Source organism: Ensifer adhaerens (genome assembly GCF_013283195.1).
Classification (GTDB): Bacteria; Pseudomonadota; Alphaproteobacteria; order Rhizobiales; family Rhizobiaceae; genus Ensifer; species Ensifer adhaerens_G.
In genome coordinates, this window is the sequence record NZ_JABEKT010000006.1 from 1 (window position 1) to 12334 (window position 12334).

The 12334-nt window shown below is 61.5% G+C and carries 11 protein-coding genes and 1 tRNA gene; 5 read left to right on the forward strand and 7 right to left on the reverse strand.

What is annotated here, in order from left to right; genetic code table 11:
• Positions 1–7: 7 nt before the first annotated feature.
• Both LPJGGPFB_RS31335 and LPJGGPFB_RS31340 read left to right on the forward strand, forming a co-directional pair.
• Positions 8–84: transfer RNA gene (locus LPJGGPFB_RS31335), tRNA-Met, on the forward strand.
• Between the two features lie 592 nt (positions 85–676).
• Complete coding sequence (locus tag LPJGGPFB_RS31340; protein WP_173423821.1) at positions 677–1414, forward strand: LuxR C-terminal-related transcriptional regulator; 738 nt, start codon at positions 677–679, stop codon at positions 1412–1414.
• 108 nt (positions 1415–1522) lie between these two features.
• Here the strand turns inward: LPJGGPFB_RS31340 and LPJGGPFB_RS31345 are convergent, their stop codons facing one another.
• The 5 genes from LPJGGPFB_RS31345 to LPJGGPFB_RS31365 all read right to left on the reverse strand — a co-directional run bounded on the left by LPJGGPFB_RS31345 (position 1523) and on the right by LPJGGPFB_RS31365 (position 7171).
• The gene (locus tag LPJGGPFB_RS31345; RefSeq protein ID WP_173423822.1) at positions 1523–1792 is read right to left on the reverse strand and encodes a transposase; all 270 of its coding nucleotides are present in this window, start codon (positions 1790–1792) and stop codon (positions 1523–1525) included.
• Positions 1793–1900: 108 nt separating this feature from the next.
• Positions 1901–3343, reverse strand: a complete 1443-nt coding sequence (locus tag LPJGGPFB_RS31350; RefSeq protein WP_173423823.1) for an HlyD family type I secretion periplasmic adaptor subunit — start codon at positions 3341–3343, stop codon at positions 1901–1903.
• A gap of 15 nt (positions 3344–3358) precedes the next feature.
• A complete protein-coding gene (locus tag LPJGGPFB_RS31355; protein ID WP_173423824.1) occupies positions 3359–5074 on the reverse strand; it encodes a type I secretion system permease/ATPase in 1716 nt (571 codons plus the stop codon).
• Positions 5075–5175: 101 nt separating this feature from the next.
• A complete protein-coding gene (locus tag LPJGGPFB_RS31360) occupies positions 5176–5805 on the reverse strand; it encodes a PE-PGRS family protein (protein WP_173423825.1) in 630 nt (209 codons plus the stop codon).
• A 283-nt stretch (positions 5806–6088) separates the two neighbouring features.
• On the reverse strand, positions 6089–7171 hold the full coding sequence (locus LPJGGPFB_RS31365) for a hypothetical protein (protein WP_173423826.1): 1083 nt from the start codon (positions 7169–7171) through the stop codon (positions 6089–6091).
• A gap of 388 nt (positions 7172–7559) precedes the next feature.
• Here LPJGGPFB_RS31365 and LPJGGPFB_RS31370 point away from each other — a divergent pair, with 388 nt between their 5' ends.
• The 3 genes from LPJGGPFB_RS31370 (at position 7560) to LPJGGPFB_RS31380 (ending at position 11235) form a co-directional block, all read left to right on the forward strand.
• Positions 7560–9020, forward strand: a complete 1461-nt coding sequence (locus tag LPJGGPFB_RS31370) for a DUF3300 domain-containing protein (protein ID WP_173423827.1) — start codon at positions 7560–7562, stop codon at positions 9018–9020.
• Between the two features lie 25 nt (positions 9021–9045).
• Positions 9046–10002: a DUF2950 domain-containing protein gene (locus LPJGGPFB_RS31375; RefSeq protein ID WP_173423828.1), complete on the forward strand. Its 957-nt coding sequence runs from the start codon at positions 9046–9048 to the stop codon at positions 10000–10002.
• Positions 10003–10173: 171 nt separating this feature from the next.
• On the forward strand, positions 10174–11235 hold the full coding sequence (locus LPJGGPFB_RS31380) for a hypothetical protein (protein ID WP_173423829.1): 1062 nt from the start codon (positions 10174–10176) through the stop codon (positions 11233–11235).
• Between the two features lie 15 nt (positions 11236–11250).
• Here the strand turns inward: LPJGGPFB_RS31380 and LPJGGPFB_RS31385 are convergent, their stop codons facing one another.
• Positions 11251–11595: a cytochrome C oxidase subunit IV family protein gene (locus LPJGGPFB_RS31385; protein ID WP_173423830.1), complete on the reverse strand. Its 345-nt coding sequence runs from the start codon at positions 11593–11595 to the stop codon at positions 11251–11253.
• Between the two features lie 9 nt (positions 11596–11604).
• Positions 11605–12327 carry a heme-copper oxidase subunit III family protein gene (locus LPJGGPFB_RS31390; protein WP_173423831.1) on the reverse strand — a complete coding sequence of 241 codons (723 nt, stop codon included), beginning with the start codon at positions 12325–12327 and terminating at the stop codon, positions 11605–11607.
• Positions 12328–12334: the final 7 nt, after the last annotated feature.

The window sequence follows — 12334 nt, forward strand, 5'->3', positions numbered from 1 at the left end:
CGCTTGGCGCGGGGTGGAGCAGCCCGGTAGCTCGTCAGGCTCATAACCTGAAGGCCGCAGGTTCAAATCCTGCCCCCGCAACCAAATCATAAAAGCCCGTCAGGTGAAAACCGGCGGGCTTTTGGCGTTCTGGGGCCAGGCAAAGCAGGCAAGGCGCCCCGAAACAAAATCCAGAAAACACCGGGTGGTGCGCAGAATAGGACATGTGCCTGCTTGCAGCGAAGCGTGCGACGGGATGGTGATCAGCCGACCATGGAGGCCGCCAAGGCCAAAGCGCTGCGCGGGCCAATGCGCTGCGCAACCGGCTCCATCAACCCCGCTGGGTCCGTCGGACTGAAATAGTCAACCGAAACCGTCCAGTGCCTAGGGGCGCGGAGCAGAGCCAGTTTGCCAAATGTTTCGCCGGGGCCAGGCACATATCACCAGATCGAGTTGCAAATTCAGGGTCGCGTGATCGACGCGCCTTGCATCACTGTCTCGATGAACAACGCGGATTTCACTACTCAAGATATGTTACAACAGTCAGCCTTGCGAAATGCACTCAAAAAATCTTTTTAATTTCAATGCCATGTTGCCGTTGGTCCAATAGGATTAATCCTGATTTTCTCATGACATGATGCATCTCCGGGCCTAGTATGCATCCCTTAGAGGTTGCAAACATCCTGGGGGTCGACCTGTGTCCATCAGTTCAGGAGCGGTGCGCCGCAAAGCGCGCAATGCACCGACCGGCATCGTCATCGAACCGCATACGCTTGCCCGCACCGCCATCGTCACGCTGCTTGAGCGCGAACTTGCGGGGTGGACCTTCATCGATATGATCTCGACTGCAAGTCTGGACAAGGCTCTCGGCATGGACGTGCGTTTAATTACGCTCGATCTGGCGGGGAGGGGCGTCAGAAGCAGCAGCTTGCTCGACGATCTGGCGGCCGTTGCCGCGCGCTTTCCCAAAGCGCCGATCGCCTTGCTATCGGATACGGACGATGTTTCCGTCGCGACGCAGGCCCTGCAGATGGGGATCCGCGGCTTCTTCACCACCGCGCTGCCAATCGAGATTGCGCTTGCCGGTTTGAGGCTTGTGCTTGCCGGCGGCGTGTTCTGCCCGCATCCGCTGGGTGCGTTCGGCGACGACGCGGCGCTGCATCTGGTGCAGGCGGAGGAGCAGCCCGAACCCAAACGGTTGCGCCACGACGATCCTATGCTGGCCGATTTCACGCCACGCGAGGCTGATGTGCTGGCCGAATTGCAGTGCGGTTCCTCGAACAAGGTCATCGCCGGCAAGCTGAACCTGTCGGGCCATACCGTGAAGATGCATCTCCAGCACATCATGCGCAAGCTGCAGGTGCAGAACCGCACGGAGGTGGTCGCACGGCTCGGCGGCAGATCGTCGCCCGGCGATGGCGCGGCGGTCACCTAGAGCATTTCCAGGAAAAGTGCGAAGCGGTTTTCCGTCAGGAAATGCCTAAAAACAAGGTGCTAGAGCGTTTCTGCGACTCTGTCTAAACCGGAAACGCTCTAGCGGCCGTCATCTCGAGGTCTTCTCCAGCATCTCGCTCAGGGTCGCGGCCGTCAGCATGGCTTCGGCCAAGAGCTTCTTCAGCTTTTGGTTTTCCTGTTCCAGTGCCCTTATGCGTTTGACGTCGAAGCCAACGGTTCGAAGCTGCGAGGATTGCCAGCGGTAGAAAGTCGGTTCGCTGACGCCGTAGCGCTGGCAGACATCAGCCACTGTCGCGCCGGCCTGATGCTCCCGGAGGATGTCCATGATCTCGTCGTCATCGAATTTTCGCTTGCCCATCATGGTGTCCTTTGGTGGAACCAAGCCAGGGATGCAAGGGGCATGGGGCGGCAACGGAGCACGTACCTCCATTCGCGTCGCGCACAGAGCAGCCGGCTACAGCATGTTTCAGTCCTCACGAAATGCCCGGTTGAAACTGTCGAGCAGCGGCCTCAGCGCATAGAGGGCGACGCTGTTCGTGCCCGTTTCGATCAGCGTTTGGGCTGGCATGCCGGGCACCAGCTCGACTTCGCTCATCTTGGCCAAGCGCTCATCAGCCACATGGATCGTCGCGGCGTAGTAGGATTGCCCGGTTTGCTTGTCGACCAGGCGATCCGCCGATACATATTCGACCTTTCCCTTCAGAAGCGGCACCCGGCGTTGATTGTAAGGCAGCAGATGGACCTGTGCCTCGAGACCCGGATGCACCAGATTGATGTCTTCAGGTCGTACTCTGGCCGAAACGATCAGGCGTCCCTTGCGCGGGACGAGGTCGACAAGCGGTTCGCCGGCGCCGATGACGCCACCGCTGGTATGGATGCGCAAATCCATGATTACACCGTCTTCCGGCGCCCGGATCGCGGTTCTGGCCAGCTGGTCGTCGATCGCCCGCAACCTTTCGCTCAGTTGCAGGATCTGGGTTTCAGTTTCGCGCATGGTCTGGGCGACTTCGTTCAGCCGGTCGCTTCGAAGTTTCACAAGATAGGCCTGGGCCTCGCTGATCACCTGGTAGGCACGGGATATCTGCGCCGAAATTTCACCCAGTCGTCCGCTGATATCCGCCTTTTCCCGTTGCAGGTTGAGAACGCGGCTTTTCTTTTCCAATCCCTTGGCCGTCAGCGTCGTGACGCTCTCAAGCTCCTGCCTGGAGATTTCGACCCGTTCGCTCAACGCTGCCTTCTGGGCGGCGAGGCCGGCGACTTCCTGCTGCACCTGCTTCATTCTTTCCTGTGTGATCGCGATCTCCGACTGCAACACCTGGCGACGGGTCTCGAAGATCCGCTGCTGGCCGGTGACGATCGCACTGATGGCGGCGTTGTCGGCCATCACTGCCAGCATTTCTGGCGGATAGGTTATGCTGTCTGCGTCATCCTGCTCGGCAAGCAACCGCGCGCGCCTGGCATCCGCGTCCCACAGCTGTCCCTGGAGGCTGTCGCGTTCGGAGCGGAATTTGGTATCGTCCAGTTCGATCAGCACCTGGCCGGAGGTGACCGCATCGCCGTTCTTGACGCGGATCTGCCGGATGATGCCGCCTTCGAGATGCTGGATGGTCTTGCGGCTGGTTTCCGGTTCAACGACGCCTGAGGCGATGGCCGCGCTGCTGAGTGGCGCCAGTGCCGACCAAGTGCCGAGACCTATGACAAAGAAGCCGATCAGCAGATTGCCGGTCCAGGCGACGGAACGCAGCCGTGACATCGGCGAAGCGGCCGCAAGCTCGATCGGGTTGATGCCGTCCTGCGGCGAATAGGTCAGCAGTTTTCCGATTGGGCCCTGCGGCTTTATCGGGCGGTGGGCCACGTTTGCCGCGCCAATGATCCGTGCTGGAGGCGGTTCGATCTGAACGAGATGCATCGTGTCGTCCTCCTCCTACGTTCCGGTTCGCGCCGGAGGCTGAAGATGCGCCTCGAAGATCTGTTCGCTGTCGCCGAAGGCATCGACCGTGCCGTTGCGCAGGATGGCGATCTTGTTGGTGACGGGCAGGATACCCATGCGATGGGTGATGATGACGACGATCATGCCACGCGATCTCATCCGCGATATGGCCGTGAACAGCTTGCGTTCGCCGTCGTAGTCGAGGCTCGAGTTTGGATCATCAAGCACCACCAGCGATGGATTGCCGTAGGCAGCGCGCGCCAGCCCAAGCTGCTGGCGCTGCGCCCTCAGGAGCAGCCCGCCGCCTTCGCCGATGTCGGTGTCGTAGCCCTTGGGCAGCCGCATGATCGTCTCATGCAGGCCGACGAGCTTCGCCGCCTCGATCGCCTTGCCCGGATCGGCTCCATCCAGCCGGCCGATCACGTCCTTGACCGCGCCGCCGAAGAGTTCGATGTCCTGCGGCAGGTAGCCGACATGGCGTGTCCCCGCGCACAGGCGCAGGGCGGCGATGTCGACGCCGCCAAGAAGGGCACAGCCACTGGTCGCCGGCTCGACGCCGGCAATGATCCGTCCGAGCGTTGATTTCCCCGACCCCGATGGCCCGATCAGGGCCACACAATCGCCCGGCGCCAGCCGCAGGGTGACGCCCTGCAAGATCTGCCTGTCCGGATAGGGCAGGGTGTAGCCAACGCTGTCGAGGATGAGGCCGCTTTGCTCGGGCACGGGAACCATGCGCGCGTCGCTATCGGCTGCGACCGCAATCAGCATCTGATTGAGCCGATTGAAGGCATTGCGGGCAAAGGCGACCGAGCGCCATGCGCCGATCGCCCCTTCGACCGGCGCCAGCCCGCGGCCGAGCAGAAGGCTGGCGACGAAGATGATGCCGGGGCTGCTGTTTTCCTCGAGCACCAGCCAGGTGGCAGCGCCCATCATCAGGATTTGCGTCAGCGTTCTCACGGATTTCGACAGGCCGAGAATGACCTCGGTGCGCTGCATAGCGGCATCCTGGGCCTTCCTTGCCGCTTCGGCGTCGCGATAGACGATCTGGGCTGCGCCGTCCTGCATGCCCATCGCGCGGATGACCTGAATGTATTTGAGGGCGGTCGCAAAGCGCAGGTAGCTGCGCGCAAGCGCACGATTGGCGTGGGCAAGGGGACGTCGGGTCGACAATTCGGTGAGGATCGCCAGGAGCAACAGGGAGGCGGCGCTCAGCAGGCCGATGACGCCGAGCAGCGGGTGGACGAGAAACAAAAGCAGCAGGAAAACCGGCGCCCAGGGCACGTCGAAGAGCAGCGAACTTGCGGGTGAATCCAGAAACTGCCTGAGCGTCGACAGGTCCTTGTAGCAATCCGTCGCGGCCGCGGAGCTGGTGCGCGCGCCATATTCGAAGGAGGCGGTGAGAACCACCGGGCGCAGCCGATGGTCCAGCCAGCTGCCGATGCGCGAAAGGGCGGCCCGACGCACGATGTCAAGCAGCGACCCGACCACCACGGCGACGGCGATAATCAGCGTCAGCATCACCAGTGTGTCGGCGCTGCGGCTCGACAGCACGCGATCGTAGATTTGCAGCAGATAGATGGAGGGGGCGAGCAGAAACAGGTTGTAGCCGCAGCTGTAAAGAAAGACCAAGCCGAAGGCTCCGGCTGAAGCCCTCAGGGCCATGACCAGATGCGTCGGTTCGCGCGGCGAGGGTTGCGAGTTGGTTGTCATTATCAGATCTCGGTGCAATCGACTCTGACAAGGCAGGGCTTTGGCACGGCACAGACAAGGATGAGGATCGTTGGCCGAAGCCGACGATCCTCATTGCCAATTCACGAACCGAGATCGCTAAGGTCGATCGATCCGAACGCGTTGATGAAATTGTCGAGCGCATTCGAGACCGTTGTGGTTTCGGTCGATGTGTCTGTAGACGTGTTGGTTTCGGTCGAGGTGTTGGTTTCCGTGAACGGATTGGTGTGAACCAGGGCCGAAGAAATGTCGCCGCCCAATGCCTGGTTGCCATTGCCGCCATTGCCGCCAACGCCGGCGAGAATGGTTGCATGCTGGTCGGCAAGGAACTGCGTGTTCTGTGTTGCCGTGGTGTCCGCAGCGACCGCTGCCACGTTGCCACCACTGGTGTTGCCTTGATCGCCACTGGAGGTGGCGTCGCCGCCGGCTCCACCGGAGCCACTGTTGGTCAGCGAGGCAAGGAAGCCGTCACGAGCCTGGGCAAGTCCGCCTTCGCCGCCGTCACCGGTTCCCCATCCAGCGTCCTGCCAGACGTGATCCCCGTTGTAGAGCTTGGTGTAGGCACCTTCTACCGTCTGCGAATTGGCGACATAGGCGACCGGATTATAGTGAATATCACCATAGTTGAAGCCATCACCGCCGTTGCCGGCATTCGCGTCGCCAGCATTGGAGTTGCTGAGATTGATCGTGTCAGATGCTTGCGGAATAGGCATAGCGTTGCTCCTCTACGTATCTTGACCCCCGTGTTCTCTCAGCGGTTCGGTGCCAGCGATACCGTGTGGCAGACGGGGTAACCGCGAATGAATGGTGCGCGTTCTTGCGCGTGCGAGCTAGCTGGACAATCGGTGACGTCCCTTTGGGCGGGGTATGGGCCACGTGGCGGATATGGGGCAGGCAATAGAGTGGGGGCGACAGACAAACGCACCCGCTTGCGGGTGCGTTTTGATACCTGTCTTCTTGATGCCGTCGCAGCGGGGCGGCTGGGCTCGACAAAATTCAGCTGCCGTCCACGAGGCTGAGGATATCGTCGACGAGCGCCGAATGGGCGTCGGACAGATTGCCCTCTCCGCCAAGTCCGCCGATGCCTGCCATCTGCAGTGCGTGTTGATCGTAGAGCACGTGGTCGAGCTGCTGCGCATCGGCCGTGCCGCCGGCCGGAACGGCGATATTGATGGGGTGGAAATACCCGATGCTGACATCGACCATGCTGCCGTTCGAAAAGCCGGAACCGCCGCCGCCGGCCATCTGATCACCAGTGAAGATCGTGTCGGAGGACAGGTTGAAACCGCCACCGGCGCCGCCGATGCCAGCGATCTGTACGCCGCCCTGATCGAAGATGGCGTTGTTGGTCTGGTGGGCCTGGGCGTCGCCGCCGGCCGCCCCGATGGCGATGTTGATCGGCGAAAACACCGCGACGTTGACGTCGATCATGCTGCCGATGAAGGTGCCGTCGCCGCCGTGTCCGGCGAAGTTATCGCCCGTGAAGGTGATGGATGTGCCGTGGTTGGCGGACGATCCGCCGCCGGCAATGTTGTGGTCGCCACCCGAGCCGCCGATGCCGCCGATCTGGGTGGCGCCTTGCAGCATCGCGGCGTTGTTGACCTGGTTGGCGGTCGCCGTCGAGCCGGGGCCTGCGGCGACCGCGGTGTTCACCGGGGCAAACACGCCCACGTCGGTGCTCACCAGGCTGCCAATGAAGGTGCCATGCCCGCCACCGCCGGCATTGCCGCCACCGCTGCCCGCGGAATTGCCGTTGCCGCCGTCGCCGCCCATGCCGGCCATCTCGGTGACATGCTGATTGATGAGGGCGTCATTTCCCTGCTGCGCGTCCGCAGCCGAATGGGGGCCGGTAATGGCGGCGTTCGAAGGCATGAAGACGGCGAGCGTGTTGCTGTCGAGCGTGCCGATGCTCGTTCCATTGCCGCCGCTGCCGGCCGAATTGTGGTCTGGATCGGGAACGAGTTCGAGGGGAAGCCAGGTGGGAACCAGCGCGAGGTGCCCGGCGGCAGCGCTTGCGACCGTGATCTGATTGGTGTTCGCGTTCGGCGCCGTTTCCGACAAGGGACGAGTTTCCGTCATCGCCGTCTCTCCAATCCACCGTTCAGCGCAGCCCCTGCAATTTCGCGCAGGACAATTTCGCGCAGGACATGGGTCCGAATTGAACCGCTATTCTGTAGCCAGTTGCGGGAAAAGAAGAGCCTGCAATTCGTCTACGCCCATTTGGGCGGGGTCTAGCCGTTTGGCCGTACTGCGCAGTCCCGTCGTCTCAACCTGGTACAACCCCAAACAGGTGCCAGCGTGCGGACATCATTTGTGCATTGAAAAAGCAACGGCTTATGCACTACTATGCCCCTACGGTTGCACCAGAGGCGCCGCCGGCATCTAAGATCAGCAGACAGGCAGAAGAGATCCACGCACCAGCAGACTATTACAGGTGACGCCACAGCGCGTCCGATCGGGAGGGGAAATGGCAGTTAAGCGTGTCATCCGTTTGCATCGATCGATCTGTTTTCTAGCGACTGCGTGTTTGCTGATCCCTGAAACCTATTCCTATAATTTTCGCGCTTATGCGCAGGAACAGCCTGCTGCCGCCCCATCCGGGCAGGCGGCTGCTCCGGAACAGCCGGAACCGCTCAGCGAGGACGAGCTGGAAGTTCTGGTCGCCCGGATCGCGCTATATCCAGATGAGCTGATCGCGCTCATAGCGTCGGCCTCGCTGTTCCCGCTGCAGATCGTCGAGGCGGAGCGCTTCCTCGAAAACCTGAAGAAGAACAAGGATCTTAAGCCGAAGGACAGCTGGGACGGCAGCGTCATCTCGCTGCTGAACTATCCCGATCTCGTCAAGATGATGAGCGAGGACCTCGACTGGACGCAGTCGCTCTCCGATGCCATGGCCTACCAGCAGAAGGACGTGCTGGTCGCCATTCAGCAGCTTCGCGACAAGGCCGTTGCCTCAGGCGTGCTCAAAACCGACGACAAGATGAAGGTCGTCCAGGAAAACGATAACGTCATCATTCAGGCGGCCAATCCGGAAAAGATCTACGTGCCGCAGTACGAGCCGGAGATGCTCTACGTGCCGGACTATGCTGTGGAGCCCCTGTCCTATTATCCCGAACCCTATCCGAACTACTACTATCCGGCGGCGACGTTCTTTGCTGGCGCTGTGACCGGGGCCGTGTTCGGCGCAATGGTCGACTGGGACGACTGGGGCGTGTGGGGCGGCCGGTTCGATGGTGACATAGACGTCGACTGCAACAACTGCTTCAACAACATCAACGGCAAGGTCAAGTTCAACGATATCGATTGGAAGAACGTTGACCGCAGCAAGATCAATATCGACAAGAGCCAGTTCGCCAAGCTCGACCGAACGAACATGAAGAACAAGCTTGAGGCGAACGGCCACAACAATATCCGCGACAAGGCCAAGATCACCCGGAGCAATGCCAGTGCAAATCTGCGGCAGAAGGTCGATACCGGGTCCTTCAAGGACCTGAAGGACGTTCGCGCCAACAAGGTCGATGGCCTGAAGAACCGGCCGGGCAATGCAAAGCCGAACATCGGGGCAGGCAACAGACCCGCCGCCGGCAACATCGCGGCCAAGCGGCCGGACAATGTTTCGCGGCCCAAGGCCGGCTCCGGGGGCAAGATAAACCGCCCGGCCGGCAAGCCACGTCCGGCGGCCAAGGCCGACAACCGTCCGCGCAAGCCGTCGGGCCTGGGTGAAGTACGCTCGGGCAAGGCCACGCAGATCCAGTCGCGGCGCGGTGGGAAGGCCATGGGGGGTGGCGCCCGTAGTGGCGGTAGACCGCACCGGTCGGTCGGTCAGGGCGGGGGCGGCGGCGGGCGATCCATGGCCCGGCACGGTGGTGGTGGCGGTGCCCGTCATGGTGGCGGTGGTGGCCGTGGTGGCGGTGGACGTCGTCGTTGAGCGCGTGAAACGGGAGGGTATGGTCATGACCAAGTATTATCGTCAGAGCATGATTTTCCGTTCGGGTGTCGGGCTCGCATTGCTCGGCCTGTCGGCCTACGCCGGAGTGTCCCTGGCGGCCGAGAGCGAGCCGGCGCAACTCGAAGATTACATTTCGCCGACTGATCCTCCCACCTTCGACGACCCGGAAAAAGCGGTGGCAGCGTTCAAGGAAACCCTGGGCGCGGCCGACCTGAGCAAACTTGCCGCCTTGCTCGGCCTTGATGCCGAAAAGCTGAAAAAGAGCGAAGGCGTCATGGACACTTTCGAGAAGATCAAGGCCGGTGCTGCCAAGAAGGTCGTTCTGACCGACGAGGACGACCATAAGATTATCGAGATCGGCGACGAACTCTGGCCCCTGCCGTTCCCGATCACCAAGGACGACGGTGGCAAATGGGCTTTCGACACCTATGCCGGCATCGAGGAGATCATCAACCGGCGCGTTGGGGAGAACGAACTTGAGGCCATCGCCACCGTGCGATCCTATGTCGATGCGCAGGAAGAGTATGCCGAGGAAGACCATGACGGGGACGGCGTGCTCGAATATGCCCAGAAGCTGATTTCGAGCGAAGGCAAGACGGATGGCCTCTATTGGCCGGCAGAGCAGGGGGATGGTGATAGCCCTGCTGGCGACCTTTCGCAGGCCGAGCTCGACAAGGCCAAGGCGAACGAAGGCTATTACGGCTATCGCTTCAAGATCCTGACTCGCCAGGGTGGAAACATCGCCGGCGGCTCCTACGACTATGTCATCAACGGCAATATGATTGCGGGCTTCGGGCTCGTCGCGTGGCCGGTAAAATATGGCGAAACGGGCGTCAATACTTTCGTCGTCAATCGCAACGGTATCGTCTATCAGGCCGATCTCGGAGAGGGCACGGATGCGATGGCGCGCGATATCAAGCAGTTCAATCCCAACGACAACTGGACCATTACCGAGGATTGAGCGCTCTTGGGGATCAAGAACAAGGAGCAAGCGGGGAAGGGACAAGCGGCGCGGCGTCCTGATCCTGCCGCTAGCGAGTATCTGGCGGCCCATGGAGGGCCGTTTTTCGAGTTGCAACGACGATTTGGGCTGCTTCACGAGCGCTCGCTGAAGACTGGCAGGCGAGCCTTGTTGTTCGTCGGGTTGGCTTGGTTCGTGCCGCTCTTGCTCGGGCTACCACGCAGCTTTCTCGCGGCTGACACGCCGGGCTCCTATCTCGGCGATCTCGGCGTCTGGGCCCGTTTTGTGGTGGCGATCGGCGCCTTCGTGCTCGCCGAACAGCAGGTCGAGCGCGGGTTGCGCATCAAGCTCGGGCAATTTCTGAAGGCACCGTTGATCGCACCCGGTTCTGTTGCGCCTTTCGCCCAGGCCGTGACGACCGCGCTGGAAAGACGTGACTCGCGGGTCGCAGAAGCGGTCTGCCTTGTCCTTGCGATTGTCGCTGCGGTGGTGGCTTTCGCCAACACCCACGCGGCGACTGTGTCGTCCTGGGCGGTTGAGGTTTCGCCCGACGGCAACCGCCTCACCTTGACCGCCTGGTGGATGGTGTTCGTCAGCCAGCCGCTGTTCGTGTTCCTGCTTTTGCGCGGGCTCTGGCGACATTTCGTCTGGGCGCAGCTGTTGCGCCGGATCGCCCGACTGGAGCTCCGGCTGGTGGCAACCCACCCTGATGGCAATGGCGGGTTGGCTTTTCTCGCCAGCTATCCCAACGCCTATGTCCTCTTCATCTTCGGCGTCAGCGCGGCGATCGGCGCTGCAGTTGCCAAGCATCTGCTGCAGGAAAGCCTGACGAGCACCACATTCAGCATCATTGCCGGCGGTTGGCTGGTGGTCGTGCTCGCGCTCTTTGCCTATCCGTTGTCGGCCTTCTCCAAGCCGCTTGCGGAATTGAAGGAGAAGAGCCTGCTGATGCTGGGCACGCAGGCCACACGCTATCAGCGTTTGAACGAGCGCAAGATTCTGGGGACGAACGTTGCGGCGGAAAGTGCCGACGAGGCCCAGCAGCAGGCCGACGACATCGCTGACCCGACGAAACAGTTCGAGACCACGCGCAAGCTGTCGGCAATGCTGTTGAACCGGTCGGCCATCGTGCCTGTTGCAGCGGCTGCCCTTCTGCCGATCGCTGCTGCCGGCGCCACCATTCTTCCCTACAAGGAAGTTTTCTCGGTTCTCAAGAAACTGCTGCTGCTTTGACCGGCGACGTCTCGCTCAGGGCGCCGCGCCAAAGAAGGTGAGGCGGCTGAAGAGCACGTAGTGCGATTCCGACACCATCAGCGCGACAAAGACCAGCACCAGGAGGGGCGGCAGCAGAATGGCGTAGATCAGCGCCAGGCGCTCCCAGGCCATGTGCATGAAGACGGCAACGATGAGCCCCGCCTTCAGCATCATGAAGAGCAGGATCAGAGACCATCTGAGATAACCCTGCAGGCCGACATAGTCGACCATGTAGGAAAAGGCGCTGAGCACGAAAAGCAGGCCCCAGACCAGCAGATAGAGGCCGATCGGGTGCTGCTGATGCTCTTTGACAGCAAGATGTGCCGGTGCGTCAGTCATGGCCGTTCCTCACCAGAGATAGAAGAATGCGAAGATGAAGACCCAGACGAGGTCGACGAAGTGCCAGTAGAGGCCGGTGATTTCGACAATTTCGTACTGCCCCTTGCGGCTGGTGAAAAAGCCGCGCTTTCCCGTTTCGAAATCGCCGCGCCAGACCTTGCGCGCGATGATCAGGAGGAAGATGACGCCGATCGTCACGTGCGTTCCGTGGAAGCCGGTGATCATGAAGAAGGTGGAGCCGAACTGCGGCGCACCCCACGGGTTGCCCCAGGGGCGCACGCCTTCGGAGATCAGCTTCGTCCATTCGAACGCCTGCATGCCGACGAAGGTGGCGCCGAAGAGCGCGGTCAGCACCATCAGTGCCGCCGTCTTGCGACGGTCGCGGCGATAGCCGAAGTTGACCGCCATCGCCATGGTGCCGCTCGAGGAAATCAGCACGAAAGTCATGATGGCGATCAGGATCAGCGGCACGTCGGAGCCGCCGATGTGCAGCGCGAAGACCTCGCTCGGGTTCGGCCAGGGCACGACGGTCGACATGCGCGCCGACATATAGGCAACAAGGAAACAGCCGAAGACGAAGGTGTCGCTCAAGAGAAAGATCCACATCATGGCCTTTCCCCAGGAGACATTCTTGAAGGTGCGCTGATCCGATGCCCAGTCGGCGGCAAAGCCAGCCAGTCCTGACGGCCGGGGTAGGGGCTCTGTGACAGGAGAATGTGTCGGCGCGGACATGGGGCAG

Bases quoted from the DNA above. Each gene is read 5' to 3' on its own strand.
- LPJGGPFB_RS31345 (WP_173423822.1), bottom strand. From the start codon at position 1,792: ATGGGCAAGCGAAAATTCGATGACGACGAGATCATGGACATCCTCCGG.
- LPJGGPFB_RS31350 (WP_173423823.1), bottom strand. From the start codon at position 3,343: ATGCATCTCGTTCAGATCGAACCGCCTCCAGCACGGATCATTGGCGCG.
- LPJGGPFB_RS31355 (WP_173423824.1), bottom strand. From the start codon at position 5,074: ATGACAACCAACTCGCAACCCTCGCCGCGCGAACCGACGCATCTGGTC.
- LPJGGPFB_RS31360 (WP_173423825.1), bottom strand. From the start codon at position 5,805: ATGCCTATTCCGCAAGCATCTGACACGATCAATCTCAGCAACTCCAAT.
- LPJGGPFB_RS31365 (WP_173423826.1), bottom strand. From the start codon at position 7,171: ATGACGGAAACTCGTCCCTTGTCGGAAACGGCGCCGAACGCGAACACC.
- LPJGGPFB_RS31370 (WP_173423827.1), top strand. From the start codon at position 7,560: ATGGCAGTTAAGCGTGTCATCCGTTTGCATCGATCGATCTGTTTTCTA.
- LPJGGPFB_RS31375 (WP_173423828.1), top strand. From the start codon at position 9,046: ATGACCAAGTATTATCGTCAGAGCATGATTTTCCGTTCGGGTGTCGGG.
- LPJGGPFB_RS31385 (WP_173423830.1), bottom strand. From the start codon at position 11,595: ATGACTGACGCACCGGCACATCTTGCTGTCAAAGAGCATCAGCAGCAC.
- LPJGGPFB_RS31390 (WP_173423831.1), bottom strand. From the start codon at position 12,327: ATGTCCGCGCCGACACATTCTCCTGTCACAGAGCCCCTACCCCGGCCG.